Origin of the sequence: Pseudomonas sp. GM49, assembly GCF_000282355.1 — a bacterium.
GTDB lineage: Bacteria > Pseudomonadota > Gammaproteobacteria > Pseudomonadales > Pseudomonadaceae > Aquipseudomonas.
Window position 1 is genome coordinate 23,443 of sequence record NZ_AKJL01000286.1, and the last position, 23,226, is coordinate 46,668.

16 protein-coding genes and 1 pseudogene are annotated in these 23,226 nt (G+C 59.9%); 11 read left to right on the plus strand and 6 right to left on the minus strand.

Features of this window, described 5'->3' with window-relative positions; translation table 11 throughout:
* Positions 1–102 precede the first annotated feature (102 nt).
* Entirely contained in the window at positions 103–1,509 is a 1,407-nt protein-coding gene (gene glnA, locus PMI29_RS04145; protein ID WP_008002929.1) for a type I glutamate--ammonia ligase, read from the minus strand.
* A gap of 328 nt (positions 1,510–1,837) precedes the next feature.
* On the opposite strand from glnA, the gene thiI reads away from it, so the two are divergent.
* Positions 1,838–3,292 carry a tRNA uracil 4-sulfurtransferase ThiI gene (gene thiI / locus PMI29_RS04140; protein ID WP_008002931.1) on the plus strand — a complete coding sequence of 485 codons (1,455 nt, stop codon included), beginning with the start codon at positions 1,838–1,840 and terminating at the stop codon, positions 3,290–3,292.
* 139 nt (positions 3,293–3,431) lie between these two features.
* Positions 3,432–5,252, plus strand: coding sequence for a translational GTPase TypA (gene typA, locus PMI29_RS04135; RefSeq protein ID WP_007989225.1), 1,821 nt, complete (start codon positions 3,432–3,434; stop codon positions 5,250–5,252).
* 219 nt (positions 5,253–5,471) lie between these two features.
* Here typA and PMI29_RS04130 read toward each other — a convergent pair whose 3' ends face one another.
* A complete protein-coding gene (locus tag PMI29_RS04130) occupies positions 5,472–5,909 on the minus strand; it encodes a YkgJ family cysteine cluster protein (RefSeq protein ID WP_007989226.1) in 438 nt (145 codons plus the stop codon).
* Positions 5,910–6,165: 256 nt separating this feature from the next.
* Here PMI29_RS04130 and PMI29_RS04125 point away from each other — a divergent pair, with 256 nt between their 5' ends.
* The 5 genes from PMI29_RS04125 to PMI29_RS04105 all read left to right on the plus strand — a co-directional run bounded on the left by PMI29_RS04125 (position 6,166) and on the right by PMI29_RS04105 (position 15,372).
* The gene (locus PMI29_RS04125) at positions 6,166–8,616 is read left to right on the plus strand and encodes a glycogen/starch/alpha-glucan phosphorylase (protein WP_008002936.1); all 2,451 of its coding nucleotides are present in this window, start codon (positions 6,166–6,168) and stop codon (positions 8,614–8,616) included.
* A gap of 289 nt (positions 8,617–8,905) precedes the next feature.
* Entirely contained in the window at positions 8,906–12,112 is a 3,207-nt protein-coding gene (locus PMI29_RS04120) for a DUF2339 domain-containing protein (RefSeq protein ID WP_008002938.1), read from the plus strand.
* Positions 12,109–13,482 (plus strand): DUF3999 domain-containing protein, encoded by a 1,374-nt coding sequence (locus PMI29_RS04115; RefSeq protein ID WP_008002941.1) that lies wholly within the window; start codon positions 12,109–12,111, stop codon positions 13,480–13,482. The genes PMI29_RS04120 and PMI29_RS04115 overlap by 4 nt, the downstream gene beginning before the upstream one ends.
* Before the next feature lie 273 nt (positions 13,483–13,755).
* Positions 13,756–14,766, plus strand: a complete 1,011-nt coding sequence (locus PMI29_RS04110) for a class 1 fructose-bisphosphatase (protein WP_008002944.1) — start codon at positions 13,756–13,758, stop codon at positions 14,764–14,766.
* Between the two features lie 3 nt (positions 14,767–14,769).
* Positions 14,770–15,372: a DUF924 family protein gene (locus PMI29_RS04105; RefSeq protein WP_008002945.1), complete on the plus strand. Its 603-nt coding sequence runs from the start codon at positions 14,770–14,772 to the stop codon at positions 15,370–15,372.
* A gap of 132 nt (positions 15,373–15,504) precedes the next feature.
* Here the strand turns inward: PMI29_RS04105 and PMI29_RS33180 are convergent, their stop codons facing one another.
* Together PMI29_RS33180 and PMI29_RS33185 are read right to left on the minus strand one after the other, a co-directional pair.
* Entirely contained in the window at positions 15,505–16,269 is a 765-nt protein-coding gene (locus PMI29_RS33180; RefSeq protein ID WP_412071740.1) for a methyl-accepting chemotaxis protein, read from the minus strand.
* A gap of 93 nt (positions 16,270–16,362) precedes the next feature.
* Positions 16,363–17,397 (minus strand): annotated as a pseudogene (locus PMI29_RS33185) (HAMP domain-containing protein); the annotation flags it as partial.
* A gap of 282 nt (positions 17,398–17,679) precedes the next feature.
* On the opposite strand from PMI29_RS33185, the gene PMI29_RS04095 reads away from it, so the two are divergent.
* Both PMI29_RS04095 and PMI29_RS04090 read left to right on the plus strand, forming a co-directional pair.
* Positions 17,680–17,934, plus strand: a complete 255-nt coding sequence (locus tag PMI29_RS04095) for a hypothetical protein (protein WP_008002948.1) — start codon at positions 17,680–17,682, stop codon at positions 17,932–17,934.
* Between the two features lie 30 nt (positions 17,935–17,964).
* Positions 17,965–18,534 carry a lipocalin family protein gene (locus tag PMI29_RS04090; protein ID WP_008002949.1) on the plus strand — a complete coding sequence of 190 codons (570 nt, stop codon included), beginning with the start codon at positions 17,965–17,967 and terminating at the stop codon, positions 18,532–18,534.
* 110 nt (positions 18,535–18,644) lie between these two features.
* On the opposite strand, the gene PMI29_RS04085 is transcribed toward PMI29_RS04090, so the two are convergent.
* Positions 18,645–20,009 carry a formimidoylglutamate deiminase gene (locus PMI29_RS04085; RefSeq protein WP_008002950.1) on the minus strand — a complete coding sequence of 455 codons (1,365 nt, stop codon included), beginning with the start codon at positions 20,007–20,009 and terminating at the stop codon, positions 18,645–18,647.
* Positions 20,010–20,155: 146 nt separating this feature from the next.
* Between PMI29_RS04085 and hutC the strand changes: the two genes are divergently transcribed.
* Together hutC and PMI29_RS04075 are read left to right on the plus strand one after the other, a co-directional pair.
* Entirely contained in the window at positions 20,156–20,866 is a 711-nt protein-coding gene (gene hutC, locus PMI29_RS04080; protein ID WP_161793960.1) for a histidine utilization repressor, read from the plus strand.
* Positions 20,867–20,876: 10 nt separating this feature from the next.
* A complete protein-coding gene (locus tag PMI29_RS04075; RefSeq protein WP_008002951.1) occupies positions 20,877–21,449 on the plus strand; it encodes a HutD/Ves family protein in 573 nt (190 codons plus the stop codon).
* Between the two features lie 6 nt (positions 21,450–21,455).
* Here PMI29_RS04075 and PMI29_RS04070 read toward each other — a convergent pair whose 3' ends face one another.
* Positions 21,456–23,093, minus strand: a complete 1,638-nt coding sequence (locus tag PMI29_RS04070) for a methyl-accepting chemotaxis protein (RefSeq protein WP_008002952.1) — start codon at positions 23,091–23,093, stop codon at positions 21,456–21,458.
* Positions 23,094–23,226 lie beyond the last annotated feature (133 nt).

Below are 23,226 nucleotides of genomic sequence, written 5' to 3' on the forward strand. Positions count from 1 at the left end.
CTCCCACAGGGATGTGCGTCAGCCGTTGAATTGTGGGCAATAAAAAAGGCCTCCACGAAGGAGGCCTCTTTTTTTCACGCCGCGTGCCGCAGCGCTACCGGATCAGCAGCTGTAGTACAGCTCGTATTCCAGTGGGTGTACGAAGGTACGTACCTTGATTTCTTCTTCGCTTTTCAGGGCGATGTAAGCGTCGATGAAGTCGTCGCTGAAAACGCCGCCTTTGGTCAGGAACGCACGACCTTTGTCCAGCTCTTCCAGGGCTTCTTTCAGGCTGCCGCAAACTTGTGGGATCTCTTTCGCCTCTTCAGGCGGCAGGTCGTACAGGTTTTTGTCAGCGGCGTCGCCAGGGTGGATCTTGTTCTGGATGCCGTCCAGGCCAGCCATCAGCAGTGCGGCGAAGCACAGGTACGGGTTGGCAGCCGGATCCGGGAAGCGTGCTTCGATACGGCGGGCTTTCGGGCTCGACACGTAAGGAATACGGATCGAAGCGGAGCGGTTGCGAGCCGAGTAGGCCAGCATCACTGGAGCTTCGAAGCCTGGAACCAGACGCTTGTAGGAGTTGGTCGCCGGGTTGGTGAAGCCGTTCAGGGCCTTGCCGTGCTTGATGATGCCGCCGATGAAGTACAGAGCGGTATCGGACAGACCGGCATAGCCTTCGCCTGCGAAGGTGTTCTTGCCATCTTTCCAGATGGACATGTGTACGTGCATACCCGAGCCGTTGTCGCCGTACAGAGGCTTAGGCATGAAGGTCGCGGTGCGGCCGTAGGCATCGGCTACGTTGTGCACGACATACTTCAGGGTTTGGGTTTCGTCGGCTTTCTTCACCAGGGTGTTGAACTTGACGCCGATTTCGTTCTGGCCGGCAGTCGCCACTTCGTGGTGGTGAACTTCGACGGTCAGGCCCATTTCTTCCAGTGCGTTGCACATGGAGGTACGGATTTCGTGGTCGTGGTCGAACGGTGGAACCGGGAAGTAGCCGCCTTTGACGCCTGGGCGGTGGCCTTTGTTGCCGCCTTCGATGTCCTGGTCGGACATCCACGAACCTTGTTCAGAGTAGATCTTGAACATGGAGCCGGAAATGTCGGACTTGAACTTGACCTGGTCGAAGATGAAGAACTCTGGCTCTGGACCGGCGTACACAGTGTCACCGATAGCGGTGGCTTTCAGGTGCTCTTCGGCGCGCTTGGCGATCGCGCGTGGGTCGCGATCGTAGCCTTGCATGCTCGAAGGCTCGATGATGTCGCAGACCAGGATCAGGGTCGGTTCTTCGGTGAACGGATCCAGAACAGCGGTGGAGTCGTCCGGCATCAGGATCATGTCGGAGGCTTCGATGCCTTTCCAGCCAGCGATGGAGGAACCGTCGAACATTTTGCCGACTTCGAAGAAGTCGTCATCCAGCGCATCGCGAGCCGGCATGGTCACGTGGTGCTGAGTGCCTTTGGTGTCCGTGAAGCGCAGATCAATCCACTTGACGTCATGATCTTTGATGAGTTGAACCGACTTCGACATAGTGTCCTCCGGGTGGCTTCGGGCTAGTAATGGATGCCCTTAAATGTGGGTGATGCCGGCGCGAATACTCTGCCAAGGCAACCTGCCTCACAAGGGAGCAAATTGCATGCCAGTGCCCCACCATGGGTTTTTTGCCCCAATTTCACGCCTGTCAGGCGGAAAAGTACCTTAAAGCGGAAAATCCCGCCCTACAATGTGGCGTTCATTTCAATAAATGACCTGTTTTGGTGCGTGAGAAACCTTCTGCACATTAACTGGTTAAACCTTGAGCAATTTCCGCTATAATCCGCGCCCCCCTTTTTCGGCAGGCCATGCGCGCGCTGTTTCCATGAAATTAATCGTAAAAGTCTTCCCCGAGATCACCATCAAGAGCCGCCCGGTACGGATGCGTTTCATCCGTCAATTGGCCAAGAACATCCGTGCCGTGCTCCGCGATCTGGACCCGGCCGTGGTGGTGAACGGCGTGTGGGACAACCTCGAGCTGGAAACCCGCGTCAGCGACCCCAAGGCCTTGAAGGAGATGGGCGAGCGCCTGAGCTGCATGCCGGGCATCGCGCATTTCCTGCAAATCGATGAATACCCGCTGGGCGATTTCGACGACATCGTTGAGAAGTGCAAGCAGCACTACGGTGATGCACTGGCCGGGAAGATTTTCTCGGTGCGTTGCAAACGCGCCGGCAAGCACCCATTCAGCTCGATAGATATTGAGAAATATGTCGGCAGCCAGTTGCGTCGTCAGTGCGGTGCCGCCGGGATCGACCTGAAAAAACCGGAAATCGAAGTCCGAATCGAAGTTCGCGACCAACGGTTGTTCGTGATCCACAGCCAGCACAACGGTATCGGCGGATATCCGCTGGGCGCCCTGGAACAGACGCTGGTGCTGATGTCCGGCGGCTTCGATTCCACCGTTGCGGCCTACCAGATCATGCGCCGTGGCCTGATGGCGCACTTCTGCTTCTTCAATCTGGGCGGACGTGCCCACGAACTGGGCGTCATGGAAGTCGCGCATTTCATCTGGAAGAAGTACGGCAGCTCCCAACGCGTGCTATTTGTCAGTGTGCCGTTCGAGGAAGTGCTGGGCGAAATTCTCGGCAAAGTCGATAACAGTCATATGGGCGTAGTATTGAAGCGTATGATGTTGCGCGCTTCGTCCAGGATTGCCGATCGACTGCACATCGAGGCACTGGTCACCGGTGAGGCGATTTCCCAGGTGTCGAGCCAGACGTTGCCGAACCTGAGCGTGATCGACTGCGTGACCGACAAGCTGGTACTGCGTCCGCTGATCGCCAGTCACAAGCAGGACATCATCGACCTGGCCAACGAAATCGGCACCGCCGATTTCGCCCGGCACATGCCGGAGTACTGCGGGGTCATTTCGGTCAATCCGAAGACCGCCGCCAAGCGCTACCGTGTCGAGCACGAAGAGAAAGAATTCGATATGGCGGTGCTCGAGCGTGCGCTCGAAAACGCCAAGCTGGTGCCGATCGATCGCGTGATCGACGAATTGGGCCAGGACTTGCAGATTGAAGAAGTCAGCGAAGCGCTGGCCGGTCAGATCGTCATCGATATCCGTCACCCGGATGCCGCTGAAGACGACCCGCTGGACCTCGCTGGCATCGAGGTACAAACGATGCCGTTTTATGCACTGAACGCTCGTTTCAAGGAACTGGACCCTACTCGCCAGTACCTGCTGTATTGCGACAAAGGCGTGATGAGTCGCCTGCATGCCCACCATTTGCTCAGTGAGGGGCATGCCAATGTGCGCGTTTATCGACCGAGCTAAGTGCCCGGGGCTGTTTGCCTGTGGCCTGCGTCACCGGCCCCCCGACGCCGCCGTCAAGCTGTAACGGCTTTCACGGACGCTACTGTTAATCGCTGCCAAGACTTGTCAGCACACCGAATCCTCTGATCGAGATACACAAGTGATCGAAAATCTACGCAACATCGCCATCATTGCCCACGTTGACCATGGTAAAACCACCCTGGTAGACAAACTCCTGCGTCAATCCGGCACCCTGGAGCGCAACGAGCTCAACGACGAGCGCGTGATGGACTCCAACGACCAGGAAAAAGAGCGCGGTATTACCATTCTGGCGAAAAACACCGCCATCAACTGGAACGGCTACCACATCAACATCGTGGACACCCCGGGCCACGCCGACTTCGGCGGTGAAGTTGAGCGCGTAATGTCGATGGTCGACTCCGTTCTGCTGCTGGTTGACGCTCAAGACGGCCCTATGCCGCAAACCCGTTTCGTGACCAAGAAGGCTTTCGAAGCCGGCCTGCGTCCGATCGTGTGCATCAACAAGGTTGACCGTCCAGGCGCGCGTCCGGACTGGGTTCTGGACCAGATCTTCGACCTGTTCGACAACCTGGGTGCCACCGAAGAACAGCTGGACTTCAAAGTCGTCTACGCCTCGGCCCTGAACGGTATTGCCGGTCTGGACCACACCGAAATGGCTGAAGACATGACCCCGCTGTACCAGTCGATCGTCGACAACGTACCGGCGCCGGCTGTTGACCGTGAAGGTCCGTTCCAGATGCAGATCTCCGCACTGGACTACAACAGCTTCCTGGGTGTTATCGGCGTTGGCCGTATCGCTCGTGGTCGCGTCAAGCCGAACACCCCGGTTGTCGCTATCGGCGCCGACGGCAAGAAGCGTAACGGTCGTATCCTGAAGCTGATGGGTCACCACGGTCTGCACCGTGTAGACGTTGAAGAAGCTGCAGCAGGCGACATCGTCTGCATCAGCGGTATGGACTCGCTGTTCATCTCCGACACCCTGTGCCACCCGGACACCGTTGAAGCGATGAAGCCGTTGACCGTCGACGAGCCAACCGTTTCCATGACCTTCCAGGTAAACGACTCGCCATTCTGCGGTAAAGAAGGCAAGTTCGTGACTTCCCGTAACATCAAGGAACGTCTGGACAAAGAGCTGCTGTACAACGTTGCACTGCGCGTTGAAGAAGGCGACTCGGCTGACAAGTTCAAGGTTTCCGGCCGCGGCGAACTGCACCTCTCGGTACTGATCGAAACCATGCGTCGCGAAGGCTTCGAAATGGCTGTAGGCCGTCCGGAAGTGATCATCCGTCTGGTTGACGGCGTGAAGCACGAACCGTTCGAAAACGTCACCATCGACCTGCCGGAAGAATCCCAGGGCAAGGTGATGGAAGAGATGGGCCTGCGTAAGGGCGACCTGACCAACATGGTGCCGGATGGCAAGGGCCGTGTACGTCTGGAATACAACATCCCTGCTCGTGGTCTGATCGGTTTCCGTAACCAGTTCCTGACCCTGACCAACGGTGCTGGCATCCTGACCTCGATCTTCGACCGTTACGACGTGATGAAGTCCGGCGACATGTCCGGCCGTCAGAACGGCGTTCTGGTTTCGGTGGAAACCGGTAAGGCTCTGACCTACTCCCTGGAAACCCTGCAGGCACGTGGCAAGCTGTTCGTTGAACACGGTCAGGAAATCTACAACGGTCAGATCGTTGGTCTGAACAGCCGTGACAACGACCTGGGCGTTAACCCTACCAAGGGCAAGAAGCTCGACAACATGCGTGCTTCGGGTAAAGACGAAACCATCGCCCTGGTTCCACCTGTTCGCTTCACCCTGGAACAGGCTCTGGAATTCATCCAGGACGACGAGCTGTGTGAAGTAACTCCTAAGTCCATCCGTCTTCGCAAGAAGATCCTGGACGAAAGCGAGCGTACCCGCGCTGCCAAGAAAGCCAAGGCATAAGATGTAGTCCTGGCTGAACAAAAACGCCCCCGGTCGAAAGGCCGGGGGCGTTTTTGTTTGTCTGGGATTTGTGTGGTGTTTGTGCCGGCCCCTTCGCGGGCAAGCCCGCTCCCACAGTGTTCGAGGTGAACCACAAATTGTGTGAACACCACAGAACCCCTGTGGGAGCGGGCTTGCCCGCGAAGGCGGCCGATCAGCCGCCACTAGTTTCAGAAAAAATCAGAACCGCTCGATACTCCGCGAATTCCGCTCGCGCTCCACTTCCTTCGGCTTGTACGCGCAATACCCCGGCCGCGGGCCGATTTTCGGGTGGTTGCGGCAAGTATCCGGGCGCTTTTCATAAATAGTGCACAGACGGCTCTTACGATCCAGGTACAGGCAATCGTTGTTGCTCATGCGCTGGAGGGTGAAGATCTCCGACTTCTGGTTGTAACGCTCGACGATCCCTTCCTTTTGCAGGCGCTTGGCGATGTTCTTCGGCGGATCACCGCGCTCGAACTCGTCGACGATGCCGATGCGGATCAGATCCTTGATCTTGACCTCGACGGGCAGGGTGCAGCAGCTGGACATGCATGAGCCGCACATCGGGGCAGAGTACTTGGCCCAGGTATCGAGGCGGTCGATCTCTGCGGCGGCGATCAGGTTCGGCTTCATCATCGGTTGTTACCAGCGTGTGCATCAGGGCGCGCGATCATACCGGGACTGGTGGATTTTTGAACAACCTTTCGCCAGATTTTTTCGCAGACGGCGCAAACAACCGGAAAATAGGCACGGGCCCTGCATTGATTCAGGCACAAGACAACGCAATGTCGATCCAGCTCGTATTCAAAGGAAAAACTGCCGAACCAGAGCCTCTACCGCCTGTCAGACCGTCTAGGCTCAGACAACTCCAAGCTCGCTCGAGGTCCTATCGATGACTCAAGAACCACTTGTTCGCGAAGCTGAGGTGGCCGCATTCCGCGACGCCGTCTTGACCAAACTCACCTATGCAGTGGGTAAAGACCCGGATCACGCCTTCGACCACGACTGGTTCGAAGCCATTGCCCTGGCCGCGCGGGACCACATGGTCGAGCACTGGATGGACCACACGCGGCAGATCTACCGTAAAGGTCAGAAGCGCGTTTACTACCTCTCCCTGGAATTTCTCATCGGTCGGCTGCTCTTTGACAGTCTGAGCAACCTCGGCCTGCTCGACGTGGCTCGCGAGGCCTTGACCGAACTCGGTGTCGACCTTGAGCGCATCCGCTTGCTGGAGCCCGATGCAGCCCTGGGCAACGGCGGCCTCGGGCGTCTGGCGGCGTGTTTCCTGGAAAGCATGTCGACCCTCGGCATCGCGGGTCATGGCTACGGCATCCGCTATGAGCATGGGTTGTTCCGCCAGGCGATTGTCGATGGCTGGCAACAGGAGCAGACCGAACACTGGCTGGATTTCGGTAACCCCTGGGAATTCGAGCGGCCTGAAGTGGTTTATCCGATCGGTTTTGGCGGCAGCGTCGAAACCGTGACCGATGAAAGCGGCAAGTCCAGGCAAGTCTGGCACCCGGCGGAAACGGTACGGGCGATTGCCTACGACACGCCGGTGGTCGGCTGGCGCGGGGCGAGCGTCAACACGCTGCGCCTGTGGCGCGCCCGGGCCATGGAAGATCTGCATCTGGAGCGTTTCAACGCCGGCGACCACCTGGGCGCCGTGGCCGAGGTAGCCCGGGCCGAAAGTATCTCCCGGGTGCTGTACCCGGCGGACAGCACCGAGGCCGGCCAGGAATTGCGCCTGCGCCAGGAGTATTTCTTCGTCGCCGCTTCATTGCAGGATCTGCTGCGTCGCCATCGCAACATGCACACCTCGGTGCTGACCCTGAGCGATCACGCTTCGATCCAGCTCAACGACACTCATCCCTCGATTGCCGTGGCTGAACTGATGCGACAACTGGTCGACGTGTATGACGTGGCGTGGGATGCGGCGTGGCAGGTCACCGTCGATACGCTGTCCTACACCAACCACACCTTGCTCCCCGAAGCGCTGGAAACCTGGCCGGTAGGCTTGATGGAACGCATGCTGCCGCGGCATATGCAGATCATTTACCTGATCAACGCCCAGCACATCGACTCCCTGCGGGCCAAAGGCATTCACGACTTCGACGTGTTGCGCGCGGTGTCGCTCATCGAGGAGGACAACGGTCGTCGGGTGCGCATGGGCAACCTGGCGTTTCTCGGTTCCCACAGCATCAACGGTGTGTCCGGACTGCACACGCAACTGATGCGCCAAACTGTGTTCTCCGAACTGCACAAGCTCTACCCGGAGCGGATCAACAACAAGACCAACGGCATTACCTTCCGCCGCTGGTTGTACCAGGCCAACCCCGAGCTGACCTCGATGCTGGTCGATGCCCTGGGCCCTGAGGTGCTGGACAACCCGGAAGAGCGGCTGCTTGCCCTCGAACCGTTCGCCGAGAAAAGCGCGTTTCGCAAGGCGTTTGCCGAGCAACGCCTGCACAGCAAGAAAGCCCTGGCGTACCTGATCCATGAGCGGCTGGGCGTCGCGGTCAATCCGGCGGCGATGTTTGACGTGCAGGTCAAGCGAATCCACGAATACAAACGCCAGTTGCTCAACCTGATGCACACCGTTGCGTTATACCAGGCGATCCGCGCGGAACCTGAAATCGACTGGGTGCCACGAGTGAAAATTTTCGCCGGCAAGGCGGCCGCGAGTTATCACCAGGCCAAACTGATCATCAAGCTGACCAACGATATCGCCCGGGTGGTGAACAACGACCCGACCGTGCGTGGCTTGCTCAAAGTGGTGTTCCTGCCCAATTACAACGTCAGCCTGGCGGAGAGCATCATTCCGGCGGCGGATTTGTCCGAGCAGATCTCCACCGCCGGTTTCGAAGCGTCGGGCACCAGCAACATGAAATTCGGCCTGAACGGCGCGCTGACCATCGGCACCCTGGACGGGGCCAACGTGGAAATGTGCGAGCGCATCGGCGCCGCGCACATGTTCATCTTCGGCCTCAGCGCGCAGCAGGTGGAGGCGCGCAAGCAGAACCATGAGTTCAGTGCCGTACCGGACATCGCCGCGTCCCATCGCCTGAACGATGTGCTGCAAGCGATTCGTGGCGGGGTGTTCTCGCCGGATGATCCGTCCCGTTACACCGGGTTGATCGATTCGCTGGTGGACTACGACCGCTTCCTGGTCTGCGCCGACTTCGATTCCTACTGGAACGCGCAGATGCGCGTCGAAGCCCATTGGCACGATTCGAAAGAATGGTGGCGTTCAGCGGTGTTGAACACGGCGCGGATGGGATGGTTCTCGTCGGACCGGACCATTCGCGAGTACGCCACGGAAATCTGGAAGGCACTGGAGTAGTTTTCGGCCAGAACTGCGAGCAAGGCCCGGTTGTTGCCGGGCCGGATCGATATACTGGGCGCCGGATTGCCGAGCGGCAGAGTTCATCAGATTCTGAACACACCACCATCCCTTGTGGGAGCGAGCTTGCTCGCGATGAGGCCATAACATTCAGTATTGATGCTGAGTGTCAGTGCGCTATCGCGAGCAAGCTCGCTCCCACAGGATTTGTGGTGTTTTCACACTAGACTGATCAGACGCTGTACCGCTTGGACTTGCCTCATGACGGGGCTGCTCAGGGATATCGACCATGCAATGGATTTTTATGCTCGTCGGGCTGGTGCTCGGCTGGATACTCGACGAGTCATTCAGTGATGCACTGCTGGGCGCACTACTCGGCTTGGGTATCGGCCAGACCCTTCGCATGGCTCGTATGGACTCTCGAGCGGTGGAGCAGCAGCGACTGCTGGATCAGGCACAGGTTGCGCTGCAAGCGGTCGAGCAACGGCTGGCGCTGCTCGAAGCATCGGGCGTCAAGGCGCCGGAAACCCGTGAACCGCTCGTATCGCCTGAAACCCTTCTTGATGAACCACCCGCCGCAGCCCCGGAATTGATCTGGGAACTGCCACCCGAACTCGAGCCGATAGCCGTCGCGGCCTCCGAAACCGCTCGTCCGCAGCCCGCCGATGCCTGGAAGCCAGAAACAATCGCTCGCCAGGCACAATCACCTGTCCCTCCGCGTGGCCCGAATCTTATCGACCGTGCCATCAGTCGCGCCCGTGCCTGGTTGTTTGGCGGTAATACCGTGTTGCGGGTCGGCGTGGTGCTGCTGTTCCTCGGCCTGGCCTTTTTGCTCCGCTATGCCACCGAAGGCGTGGTGGTGCCGCTTGAGTTGCGCTACGCAGGCGTTGCGGCAGCAGCCTTGGGGTTGCTCGGGCTGGGTTGGTGGTTGCGAACGCGCAACAGCAGTTACGCGTTGATCCTGCAAGGCACCGGGATCGCCGTGTTGTACTTGACGGTGTTTGCCGCAATGCGCCTGCATCCGCTACTCGACCCCTCGGCGGCGTTTGGCCTGCTGGTGGCGGTGACAGTCTGCTCGGCGATTCTCGCCATTACCCAGGACTCCCTGGGGCTGGCCGCCGTTGCCGCACTGGGTGGCTTCGCCGCGCCCATCCTGGCCTCCACCGGCGCCGGCAGCCACGTCGCGCTGTTCAGCTATTTCACCTTGCTCAACGCCGGCATCCTCGCCATTGCCTGGTTCAAGGCCTGGCGCCTGCTGAATGTCATCGGGTTCACCGGCACCTTCGGCATCGGTTTCGCCTGGGGCCTGCGCTCCTACTTGCCGGAGTTGCTGTGGAGCACCGAGCCGTTCCTGATTGTGTTTTTCCTGATGTACCTGGCCATTGGTCTGCTGTACGCCCGGCGCAAGCTGATGCAGATGAGCGACGCACCGGCAGAGAGCAGTCGCGAAGCGCTGCTGCAGTGGTCGGCGCGCAAGGGTGATTACGTCGACGGCACGCTACTGTTCGGCCCGCCTCTGGTGGGTTTCGGCTTGCAGTTCGCATTGGTGCAGCATCTGGAATTCGCTGCGGCGTTCAGTGCCTTGGCGCTGGGCATGATTTACATGGGGCTCGCCCGTTGGTTGATGGCCGGGCGCACGCTGTTGCTGGGGGAAACCTGCCTGGCCTTGGGGGTGATCTTCGCCAGCCTGGCGATTCCGCTGGGGCTCGATGCACGCTGGACGACGGCGGCGTGGGCGGTGGAGGGCGCGGGGATCTTCTGGCTCGGTCTGCGCCAGCAAAGGCCTCTGGCCCGGGCGTTTGCCTTGCTCCTGCAAGTGGGGTCGGCGCTGGCGTTTCTCGGCGAGTTGCACAACAGCGAGAGCAGCCTGCTCGGTGGCGTGCCGTTAGGCGCGCTGTTACTGGGCGTCGCGTTGCTGTTCAGTTTCTACCAGTTGCGCAAAGCCTTGCCGGAACAGATCAGACCCTGGGAGCTGAAAGGCCTGCCGGTGTTGGCTTGTCTCGGGCTGGCGTTTCTCTATTTGCTGGCACCGCTGTTTTTCTTCAGCCACGGCACGGTGATCAGTTGGGCCTTGGCCGGGGCGCTGACGTTGTTTGTTGGCTTGCGCCTGCCATCGCGCACGTTCGTGTTCACCGCGCTTGCTGTGCAATGGTTGGGTGGCGCGCTGTTCCTGGTGACAGGACCGCAGTTCAGTGACGGCCTGCAACCCATGGCCCATGGCGGGTTCTGGGCGCCGCTGATGTTGGGGCTGGCCGCGATGGTCGGGGCTTGGCGTTTGCAGATGGGGCATTCGCTCGGAGCGTTCGAAGGGCTGAGTCTGTTGCGGTTGTCCCAGGCTTTGCTGGTGTGGGGCGCAGGCTGGTGGGCGTTGGCCTGGGTCATCGAAGTGCTGCATTTTGCGCCGCTGCCGATGCAGGCGACTTTGTTGTTGAGCATCACTGCCGTGAGTGTTGCGCTGTGGACGGTGTTGGCGCTGCGCCTGAGTTGGCCGTCACTGGGAGTGCTCTGCACGGCGTTGATTCCCGCTGCGGCGCTGGTACTGCTGGCGGCCTGGCACCCGCGATATCACCCGGCCGCCAACTTCGGCTGGCTGGCGTGGGCCGCCGTGTTCGTGGTGCATTTCATCTCCCTGCGACGCCTGGCGCCAATGCTGCCGGCGCGCGTGCCGGGTGTCGCCCATGTGCTCGGCTGCTGGCTGTTGATGGGTGTGCTGGCTCTGGAGTTGCGTTACGGCTTGCTGGTGTTGTCCGAGCAATACAACGCCTGGCGCTGGTTGGGTTGGGCGATTCTGCCAAGTCTGTACCTGGTGCTGATGGCGGCACCTCGCGCGTGGCCTTGGCCGTTGTCGGCGTATCCGCGCGAATACCGTGTATACACCGCCGCGCCGCTGGCGTTGTTGATGCTCGGTTGGTTCTGGCTGGCGAATGTCGCCAGTGACGGCAACGCCGAGCCGCTGCCTTACGTGCCATTGATCAACCCGCTGGAGCTGGGCCTGTTGTTTGCGTTGTTCGGCGTCTATGTCTGGTCCCGCAGCGCGCTGACACAGCTGGCGGTCCGCAAGGATTACGCTGCCATCGCCACGCAAGGGGTCGCTGGTGCCTCGCTGTTCGTGTTCTTTACGGCATTGGTAATGCGTACGGCGCACCATTGGAGCGGGGTGCCGTTCGAGCTGGATCTGTTGCTGGAGTCGATGCGGGTACAAGCCGGCCTGTCCATCGTCTGGACCCTGATGGCCCTGAGCCTGATGATCGGTGGTCATTTGCGTCGCCGCCGCGAAGTCTGGTTGATCGGCGCCGCCTTGATCGGTGTGGTCGTGGCCAAGCTGTTCTTTGTCGAATTGAGTAATCGCGGCGGGCTGGCGCGGATCGTGTCGTTTATCGGTGTCGGCGTGTTGCTGCTGGTGGTGGGCTATTTCGCCCCGCTGCCGCCCAAGCGTGACGAAGCTGTGCCGGATATCGAGAAACCGGTCCCGGAATCAGAAGGAGTGTCGTCTTGAGTCAGAAGCTGAACCTGGGTTGGCTGGGCGCTGTTGCCATGGGAGTGGTGTTGTCGGCGGCTGCCCAGGAAAAACCGGCGGATTTCACCACCCAAGTGCCCTTGTCGGTAACGGGCGAAGGCCCTTGGTATCGCCTTGAACTGCCCCTGAACGTACAACTGAATGCACGGCAGGCCGATTTGAGCGATGTGCGTGTGTTCAACGCCGTGGGCGATGTTCAGGCTTATGCCCTGGCTCGGCAGTCGGCGCAGAGCAGTGAAACGCGCACCTTGACCGAGGTGAAATGGTTTCCGTTGTACAACTCGGTGGACGCCACTGAAACCGCGCCGAGCGTGCGGGTGCAATCGAGCGCCAACGGCACGTTGGTCGAGGTGCAGCCCTCCAGTCCGCTGGAGGCGGGTGAGGAGGAGTTGCGCGGCTGGTTGCTCGACGCGTCCGCGATCAAGGCGCCGTTGCAGCAATTGATTCTCGACTGGACCAGCGAACGCGATGGCTTCCAGCGTTTCACCCTCGAAGCCAGCGACGATTTGCAGCATTGGCGGTCCTGGGGCGAAGGGCAGGTGGCGCGCCTGATCTTTTCCGACGAGCGGGTCGAACAGCGTGCAATCAGCTTGCCGGGCCAGTCGGCGCGTTACTTGCGGTTGCTGTGGATCACACCGCATTCGGCACCGACACTGACTTCGGCGCAACTGCAAAGCGCCAGCACCCGCAGCCTGCCGCTGCCGTTGGTCTGGTCCCAGGCGTTGGCCGGCAGTAGCGTGAAGGCGGGTGAATACACCTGGCAGTTGCCGATGGGGTTGAATGTCGAGCGAGTGCAGGTCGAGTTGAGCCAGCCCAACAGCCTGGCGCCGGTCAGCCTGACCGGTCGTCGCGACAGCAGCCTGCCGTGGCAGCCAGTGGTCAGCGGTTTGCTCTATCGCCTGACCCAGAACGGTCAGGACGTGGTGCAAAACGAATTGCCGTTGTCAGGGCAAATCGTGCAGCAATTGAAACTGACCGTGGACGAACGCGGCGGTGGCCTGGGTGTTGATGTGCCGACGCTGAAGTTTGCCGTGCGCGCCACGCAACTGGTGTTCCTGGCGCGTGGGCCAGGGCCTTACACCCTGGTCGTGGGAAATACGACGGCGAAGGCGGCGAACCTGCCGCTGTCGACGCTAATTCCGGATTATAGCCCGGAGAAGCTGGCGACCCTGGGCAGGGCCATGGTGGATGTCGGGGTGGAGGCTAGGAAGCCGTCGACGGTCACCGCGTCTGCGCCGATCGACACTCACTGGAAGAAATTCGGGTTGTGGGCGGTGTTGTTGCTCTGCGTGGTGTTCCTGGTGGCGATGGCGTTCAGTTTGCTGCGCAAGTCTACTGCCAAACCTTGATTGTGGGTGCTGCGCACCCAATCGCGAGCAAGCTCGCTCCCACAGGTATTGCGCTGTCCCTGTGGGAGCGAGCTTGCTCGCGATAGCGGTATATCAGTCAATAAAAATGCTTATATGACCGCTACTTTCCAGCTCACATCCAGCCCATTTCCAACTACGCTCATCCCCGCACATGAACTCTCTTTGACCGATCACGTCTGATAGGAGGAAATGCGCCCCGACTCGCGTTAAACTGCGCGGGTTTTTAGCCCCCCCATTCCACCGGAGCCTTCCATGTCCCGCGTTACCTTGAGTCGCTATTTGATTGAGCAGACCCGCAGCAACAACACTCCTGCCGATCTGCGCTTCCTGATCGAAGTGGTGGCGCGTGCCTGCAAGGAGATCAGCCACGCCGTGTCCAAAGGCGCCCTGGGAGGCGTTCTGGGCAGCATGGGCACTGAAAACGTCCAGGGCGAAGTGCAGAAGAAGCTCGACGTGATCTCCAACGAAATCCTGCTCGAAGCCAACGAATGGGGCGGTCACCTGGCCGGCATGGCGTCCGAAGAAATGGACAACGCCTACCAGATCCCGGGCAAATACCCGAAAGGCGCGTACCTGCTGGTATTCGACCCGCTGGACGGTTCGTCGAACATCGATATCAACGCGCCGGTAGGCACTATCTTCTCGGTACTGCGTTGCCCGAACGAGTACCTGAGCCAGAACGAGCCCTTGAACGAAAAGGCCTTCCTGCAGCCAGGCACCCAGCAAGTGGCCGCCGGTTACGCCATCTACGGTCCACAGACCATGCTGATCCTGACCCTGGGCGACGGCGTGAAAGGCTTCACCCTGGACCGTGAAATGGGCAGCTTCGTCCTGACTCACGAAAACATCACCATTCCTGAAAGCACCCAGGAATTCGCCATCAACGCGTCCAACCAGCGTCACTGGGAAGCTCCGGTACAACGCTACGTCGGCGAATTGCTGGCAGGCGAAGAAGGCCCGCTGAAAAAGAACTACAACATGCGCTGGGTCGCCGCGATGGTGGCCGACGTGCACCGCATCCTGACCCGTGGCGGTCTGTTCATGTACCCACGCGACAGCCGCGAGCCTTCCAAGCCAGGCAAACTGCGCCTGATGTACGAAGCCAACCCGATGTCGTTCCTCGTGGAACAAGCGGGCGGTGCGTCCACCGACGGCCACCAGCGCATCCTCGACATCCAGCCGAACGGCCTGCACCAGCGTGTGGCTGTGTTCCTGGGTTCGAAAGAAGAAGTTGCACGTGTAACGGCTTACCACAAGGAATAAACCATGACCGCGCCCTGGAAGCCGTTGCTTGATTGGTGGTTCGGGAGTTCCGAGTCAGCGAGCGAAGTGGCGGCGCAGAAGGGCAAGTTATGGTTCGGCAAGCGCGACAGCCAGGACCTCGAAGCGCGCGAGCGTTTCGGGGACTGGGCCGAGCAGGCACTGGCCGGCGGATTGACCGAGTGGATGCAACGTCCCGAAGGTTGGCTGGCCCTGGTGCTGTTGCTCGATCAAATCCCGCGAATGATCTTTCGCGATACTCCCAAAGCCTTTGCAGGCGATCTCCGGGCGCAAAAGCTGGTGGCCCAAGGCATTGCCGCGGATTTCGACCGGCAGTTGCAGCCGATTCAGCGGGTGTTCATCTACTTGGTGTTCGAGCACAGCGAAAACCTTGCGGTGCAGAATGAAGGCGTCTCGCGCTACCTCGAATTGGTGGCGCAGCAGCCGGAGAGCGATCGGGCACTGTTCAGCGATTACCTGGACTATGCCGAGCGGCATCAGAAAGTGATTGCGCAGTTTGGGCGGTTTCCGCATCGCAATGCGGTGTTGGGAAGGGAGTCTACGGCTGAGGAGTTGGCGTTTCTGTCGAAACCGGGTTCACGGTTCTAAATTTCATCGCGGCTGATGCCGCCTTCGCGGGCAAGCCCGCTCCCACAGTTGATTTGGTCGGACACAAAATTTGTGCCCGCCCTAGATCCCTGTGGGAGCGGGCTTGCCCGCGAAGGGGCCGGTGAGCGCGCCTCAGATCCTGAAGCTACCCACCAACTGCTTCAACCGCGCCGCCTGCTGCTCAAGATCGGCACACGCACGCAAGGTCGCCTGCAGGTTCTCCACACCTTCCTGGTTCAGCGTGTTGATCTCGGTGATGTCGACGTTGATCGACTCCACCACAGCCGTCTGTTCTTCAGTTGCGGTGGCGACCGACTGGTTCATGCCATCGATCTCGCCGATGCGCTGGGTCACGCTGCCCAGGCGTTCGCCTGCCTGATTGGCGATGCCGACGCTGCTTTCGCTCTGGCGCTGGCTGTCGGTCATGATGCCCACCGCTGCCCGGGCGCCGACTTGCAACTCTTCGATCATTGTCTGCACTTGCTGCGCCGAGTCCTGGGTGCGGTGAGCAAGGTTGCGCACCTCATCGGCCACCACGGCAAAACCACGGCCGGCCTCGCCAGCGCGGGCCGCTTCAATGGCTGCGTTCAGGGCCAGCAGGTTGGTTTGCTGGGAGATGCTGGTGATCACTTCCAGGATCTGCCCGATGTTGACCGTATTGCTGTTGAGGGTTTCGATGTTGCCGCACGAATCGCTGATCTTGGCCGACAGCTGCTGCATCGCCGCGATGGTTTTATCCACCACCTGTTGGCCGTCTTCGGCCAGGCTGCGGGCATCGCTGGAGTGTTGTGAGGCGAGGGCGGCGTTTTGCGCGATTTCCTGGGCGGCGGCACCGAGCTGGTTGATCGCCGCAGCCACGCTGCTGGTGCGCGAGGCTTGCTGGTCGGAGTTGAACATCGACGAGTTTGACGCGGCGACTACACGCAACGCCACCTCGTTGACCTGGCCGGTGGCCGAGGATACTTCGATGATCGAGGTATGAATGCGCTCGACGAAGCGGTTGAACGACAGCCCCAATGCGCCAAATTCGTCGTGGCCGTGGATGGTCAGGCGTTTGGTCAGGTCACCTTCGCCTTCGGCGATGTCGTGCATGGCGCGACCCATGGTCAGCAGCGGCTGCATCAGCAGGCTGATCAGCATGCCCAGCAGGGCGATGATGATCACCACGGCAATCACCATGGCGATGATCGCCGAGGTGCGGAATTCGCTGAGCATCGAGAACGCCGTTTCCTGGTCAAGCACCAGCGCCACGTACCAGTCCGCCGATGGCACGCCGTTGACGTGGGTGAAGGAGATGAACTGACGCTTGCCGTCGATCTCGACTTCCTTCATGCCTGGGCTGACTTTCGGCGTGTCGCCCGGATAGGCCTCGGCCAGACTCTTGAGCACCAGCTTGCTGTCCGGGTGAATCAGGATCTTGCCGTCGGCACCGACGATGAACGCATGACCGTGACCGCCGAAGTTCAGCGAGTTGATGATCGCGCTGACGCTGGACAAGTCGATGTCGGCCCCGGCCACGCCAATCATCTGGCCCTGGTGCTGCACCGGGGTAGCCACGGTGATCACCAGTTTGCCGGAAGAGGCGGCGATATACGGTTCGGTGACGATGGTCTTTTGCGCGTTATTGGCCGCCTTGTACCAGCCACGGGCACGTGGGTCGTAGTCTGCCGCACGGTTGCCCGCCGGGACCGAGAACATCACACCGTCGGCACCACCGAAGTAACTCAGCTGGAAGTTGCCGGTGTAGGCGGGCAGGTCGATGATCCGTTTCAGGCTGGCGGGAGCATTGCCATCGGCGCTGACCTGTTGGGCCATCGATTGCAGCAATTGCATGCGGCTTTCCAGCCAGGTCTGGATGTTGCTGGTGGTCAGGCTGCCGAGTTCCTGCATCGAGGCTTCGGTACTGTTGCGCAAGGTTTCGCGCTGGCGATAGTCGTTGAACAGGATGAAACAAGCAAATGCGACAGCCACCACGAGGGCGGCAGCCAGCAATATCTTGTGGCTGAACTTCATGTTTCTGGTCATGGATGAGCTACCGCAGAGGGTCAGGTCTACAAAAGGGGGAAGCAAATGCCACCGACGTAGCTTTGCGTTGCATTTATGTCGACTGAACGGCGCCAAAGATTAGGCTGATTTTCTGAAAAACGACGAAATGCTCGATGAACAAGGTAAATGGCAGATTTTCGGCAAAAGGTAGACGAGTGGCCCGATAAATAGCCTGCCTGGCAGGGAACCTGACAGGGGTTTTCTCTTCTAAGCTTCAGCTTGGCAGCCATGCCAATCCCCTACGCCCCCCGGAGTTTCACCATGTCGCTGCGTTCCATCGCCCTGCTTTCGTTCTGCGTATTGCTCGCTGCCTGCAGCAAGGTCAATCAGGAAAACTACTCGAAGCTCTCGGCCGGTATGGCCAAGGTCGACGTGGAGACCCTGTTGGGCAAACCTGCCGATTGTTCAGGCGCGCTCGGCATGTCCAGTTGCACCTGGGGCGACAAGAACAGCTTTATCAGCGTGCAGTTCGCCGGTGACAAAGTGCTGATGTTTTCCGGCCAAGGCCTGAAGTAAACCGGGGCAACTGCCCTCGGGAGAAAAATAATGAAGCGGTTATTGATCATCCTTTTTGCCGGCCTGGTATTGGCCGGCTGTGCCACGCCTGGCCAGGACCCATTGGCCCCCAAGACTGTCAAAAGCGTCAACCTCAAGCGCTACCAGGGCACCTGGTACGAGCTGGCTCGTATGCCGATGTACTTCCAGCGTGACTGCGCGCAATCCGAAGCTCATTACACGCTCAAGCCTGACGGTAACGTGGCGGTGCTGAACCGCTGCCTGACGGCGCAGTGGCAATGGGAAGAGGTCAAGGGTACGGCTTATCCACAGGTGCCCGGCAAGGCCGACAAACTGTGGCTCGAGTTCGATACCTGGTTCTCCAGGCTGATCCCGGGTACGGCGAAGGGCGAATACTGGGTGCTGTACGTCAGCGATGACTACAAGACCGCCATTGTCGGTGACCCGAGCCGGAAATATTTGTGGCTGTTGTCGCGCACGCCAACCGTGAACGGTGTGGTGCGTGAGGAGCTGCTGAGCAAGGCGCGTCAGCAGGGTTACGACACTACGCGGCTGATCTGGCGAGCGTCGGAGCAGCAGATGGCCGAGACCTCGGACTAACTTCACAAATCCTTGTAGGAGCGAGCTTGCTCGCGATGGTGTATCAGGCGCATTGGTGTCGACTGACACTCCATCGCGAGCAAGCTCGCTCCTACAGTATTGTTTTGGTGTCAGCCTAGAAGGTCACGCAGTACCTGGGTAAAGGCCCGATTGCTTTCTTCTTCGCCAGCATGCCGACCGTCACGCACCACCCACTGGCCATTGACCAACACATCCCGCACCTGGCGATCGCCACCGGCAAACAACCAGCGATTGAGAATTCCGTCGCCACTGGCCGTTGCCAGATACGGATCGTTGCCGTCGAGCACCAGCCAGTCGGCGCGCTTGCCGACTTCCAGTGCACCAATCGGCTGGCCCAGCGCCTGAGCACCGCCATCCAGCGCGGCATCAAACAAGGTGCGGCCGACCATTGGCTGATCCGCGCCATACAAACGATTACGCCGCTGGTCGCGCAGACGCTGGCCGTATTCCAGCCAACGCAATTCTTCCACCACGCTCAACGACACATGGCTATCGGAACCGATGCCCATGCGGCCACCCTGGGCGAGAAAATCCACCGCCGGGAAAATCCCGTCGCCCAGGTTGGCTTCGGTGGTCAGGCACAGACCGGCGATGGCGCGACTCTTGGCCATCGACGTGACTTCCTCCGGGTTGGCATGAGTCGCGTGGACCAGGCACCAGCGTTGGTCGACATCGATGTTTTCGTACAGCCATTGCAGCGGGCGACGACCGCTCCAGGTCAGGCAGTCGTCGACTTCTTTCTGCTGCTCGGCGATGTGGATGTGCACCGGGCACTGCTTGTCGCTGGCTGCCAGCACTTCACTGATCTGCTGCGGCGTGACCGCACGCAACGAGTGGAAACACAGGCCCAGGGCTTGCGCCGGTTGTTGCGCCAGGAGCGGTTGCAGGCGCGACTGCAGCTTGAGGTAGTTTTCGGTGCTGTTGATGAAGCGGCGCTGACCGTCGTTCGGCGCTTGGCCACCGAAACCGGAGTGGCTGTAGAGCACCGGCAGCAGTGTCAAACCAATACCCGCTGAACTGGCGGCCTGGCTGATGCGCAGGGCCAGTTCGGCCGGATCTGCGTAAGGCTGACCATTGATGTCGTGATGCACGTAGTGAAATTCCGCGACCGAGGTGTAACCGGCCTTGAGCATTTCGATGTATAGCTGACGGGCGATGACGCCGAGTTGTTCCGGGCTGATTTTTCCGACGAGGCGATACATCAGGTCGCGCCAGGTCCAGAAACTGTCGTTCGGGTTACCCGCCACTTCCGCCAGCCCGGCCATGGCCCTCTGGAAAGCGTGGGAGTGCAGATTCGGCATGCCCGGCAGCAGCGGACCGCTCAACCGCTCGGCGCCATCTGCATGGGAATTGGCCTGGACATGGGTCAATACGCCGTCGGCGCTGACCTCAAGACGTACATTGTTGGCCCATCCACTAGGCAGCAGCGCGCGTTCGGCAAAGAAGGCGGACATGGTTCAGCACCTCATCGTGTGTTATTTGTATATACATATACAGACGTTTGCCTGCCCGGTAAACTCCGGCAAGCTAGCGATATTCACTAAACGACCAAGGATTAACCGTGCCGACTCCGCCTCCAGTCTCTCCGTTGGCCGCGAACATGGGCGACAGTCCGGCGCCCTTGTACGCCCGCGTCAAACAAATGATCACCCAGCAAATCGACAGTGGAAACTGGCCGCCGCACTATCGCGTTCCGTCGGAAAGCGAACTGGTCAACCAGTTGGGCTTCAGCCGCATGACCATCAACCGTGCCCTGCGCGAGATGACTGCCGACGGTCTGCTGGTGCGCATGCAAGGCGTCGGCACGTTCGTCGCCGAGCCGAAAAGCCAGTCTGCGTTGTTCGAAGTGCACAACATCGCCGATGAAATCGCCTCTCGCGGTCATCGCCACACCTGCAAGGTCATCACCCTTGAGGAAGAGGCCGCCGGCTCCGAGCGCGCCCTGGCCCTGGACATGCGCGAAGGGCAGAAGGTGTTCCACTCGCTGATCGTGCATTTCGAAAACGATATCCCGGTGCAAATCGAAGACCGTTTCGTCAACGCGCTGGTGGCACCGGATTACCTCAAGCAGGACTTCACCCTGCAAACGCCCTACGCCTATCTGAACCAGGTCGCGCCGCTGACCGAAGGCGAGCACGTGGTCGAGGCGATCCTGGCCGAGCCGTCCGAATGCAAATTGCTGCAGATTGAAAAAGGCGAGCCGTGCCTGCTGATCCGTCGCCGCACCTGGTCCGGTCGTCAGCCAGTGACAGCTGCTCGCTTGATCCACCCCGGTTCCCGTCATCGTCTGGAAGGTCGGTTCCATAAATAGAGAGCCATAAATGAATCAGTTAAAGGTTTTACGCGCCAAAGACTACCCGCGCATGCCGTGGAAAAACGGCGGCGGCAGCACCGAAGAAATCACCCGCGATGCCGGCACCGGCCTGGATGGTTTCGGCTGGCGCCTGTCGATTGCCGACATTGGCGAATCGGGTGGTTTTTCCACCTTCGCCGGTTACGAGCGAGTGATCACCGTTTTGCAGGGCGACGGCATGACCCTGACGGTGGATGGTCAGGACACTCGGTCACTGTTACCGCTGGACCCGTTTGCCTTCAGCGGTGAGAGCAAGGTTTCCTGCACATTGCTCGGCGGTCCGATTCGCGATTTCAACCTGATTTATGCGCCACAGCGTTACGGTGCACGGTTGCAGTGGTTGAGTGGTGAGCAGCGGTTCTTCAGCTCGGCGGGCACGGTGCTGGTGTTCAGCATGAGTGAGCAGGTTGAGGTGTCGGTCGATAACAACGCCCAGCAATTGGGCCTTCATGATTGCCTGCAATTGGAGGCTGATGCCGGATTACTGGACGTCGCCATCAAGGGGCTGTGCTGCGTGATCGAACTGACGTCGCGCGACTGATCCCGGTCATTCCCGTTCGAGGGTAAAACCTCGAACGGTCGCCTCCAGCTCACTCGACATCTGTTTTAGTGCCTGGATGGTTTTCACCACCTCCTGTTGCATCGCGACATTTTCCTCGACCCGCTGCGCCACGTTTTCCACATTGCGTGCCACGTCTTCGCTGGCTTCACGCTGTTCCTGCAAGGCATTGGAGATCTGGCTGACTGCATTGAGTGACGCGTTGAGCGCGACCTTGACGTCATTCATCGACGTGCCGGCGCTGTCGATCAGATGCTGGCCCTGAAGTACGCGCTCGCGGCCAGTGTTCATGCTGCTGTTGGCCTTTCTCATGCCGCTTTGAATTGTACTCACCAGCACCACAATCTCGGCGGTAGAGCGGGTCGTGCGGGTTGCCAGCTCCCGCACTTCGTCAGCCACCACGGCAAACCCGCGCCCTTGTTCGCCGGCCCGCGCTGCCTCGATGGTGGCATTGAGTGCGAGCAGATTGGTCTGTTCGGCAATGCTGTGGATCATGCCGACAATTTTCCCGATGGCGTTGGAGTGCAGGGTCAATTGGTCGATTTCACCCGACGTCTGGGTCACCAGTTGGGCGATCTGCTGCATCTCGATGATAGAGCGCTCCATGGTGGCAATGCCGCAAGCGGTGATCTGTTCGGCCTTTTGTGTGGTGTCGTGCGCCTGCGCGGCGTTCTCGGCGATGTGCGTAATGTTGGCTGACATCTGTTGCGCAGCGGCGGCAATTGAAGAGGCTGCGCCATTTTGCTCGGCAGCCTGTTTCAGGCCTTGTTCAGACGAGATGCTCAGGTTCAGGGTCGAGGACTCGATATGCTGCGATGCCTCGCGCACCTTGCCGATCATGCTGGCCAGGCTGCGTCGCATGGCCTCGACCGATTGCATGACGCCCGTTGGCGTCGCGTTACCGATCACCGGCTCGCCGAGCCGGCCCTGGGCAATCCGTGTGCTGATACTGGCCAGCTCGTGAGGCTCGGCGCCCAGGTATCGCGCCAGTCTGGCGCCGAACAGCAGGGCATAAAGACTGCCAAACAACAGTGCGAGAGCCAGGACCACGGCCATCAGCCTCATATTGACCACATAGAGTGCCTGGCTATGCTCGAAATGTCGGCGTGCTTCTTTAAGCTGGACATCGGTCAGTTGCGAAAACAGTGAGGTCAGCGGGTCGATCAAGGGGTACAGCTGGTGGACGGCGAAATGCTCCAGGCTCTGACTGGAAACTTCGCTTTGGTTCAAGTCCGCCTGCAAACGCTGGAGCGGTGCGTCGGTGGCCTGCATCAGCGGTTCGATTTCACTGATCAGTTGCATCTCTTCATCGATCAGGTGGGTCGACAGATAGGCGCGCCAGAGCGGGTCGACTTCTAGCAGGGCTCGCCGTATCTGTTGCGCCGCCTCGACGCCACTGTGGATGCCGTCGCGGGCCTTGTGGATAGCGTCGACGATCCGGACTGAATACAGCTCGGAGATTTTATTCAGGTCCTGTTGCGGGATGACCCGGTCCAGGTAAACCGTCTCCAGTCCCTGCACCGTAGTGCGCATGCAGTACAGGCCGAGTGCGCCGATGCCGATCATGCTGCTCAGGAGAATGCCGGCAAGCAGGAGCAGGTGGGTTTGGACTTTCCACTGTTTCATTACGGGTTCCTCGCAGAAGTGACGTCAGGGGGCTTGCTCGTGAAGTCGGCGAGGATTGATGGAGGTGGAGTCGGATGTTTCTCATGATGTTGTAGGGTGTTTCTGGAATGCTCTCAATTGGGCATCAGGTGTT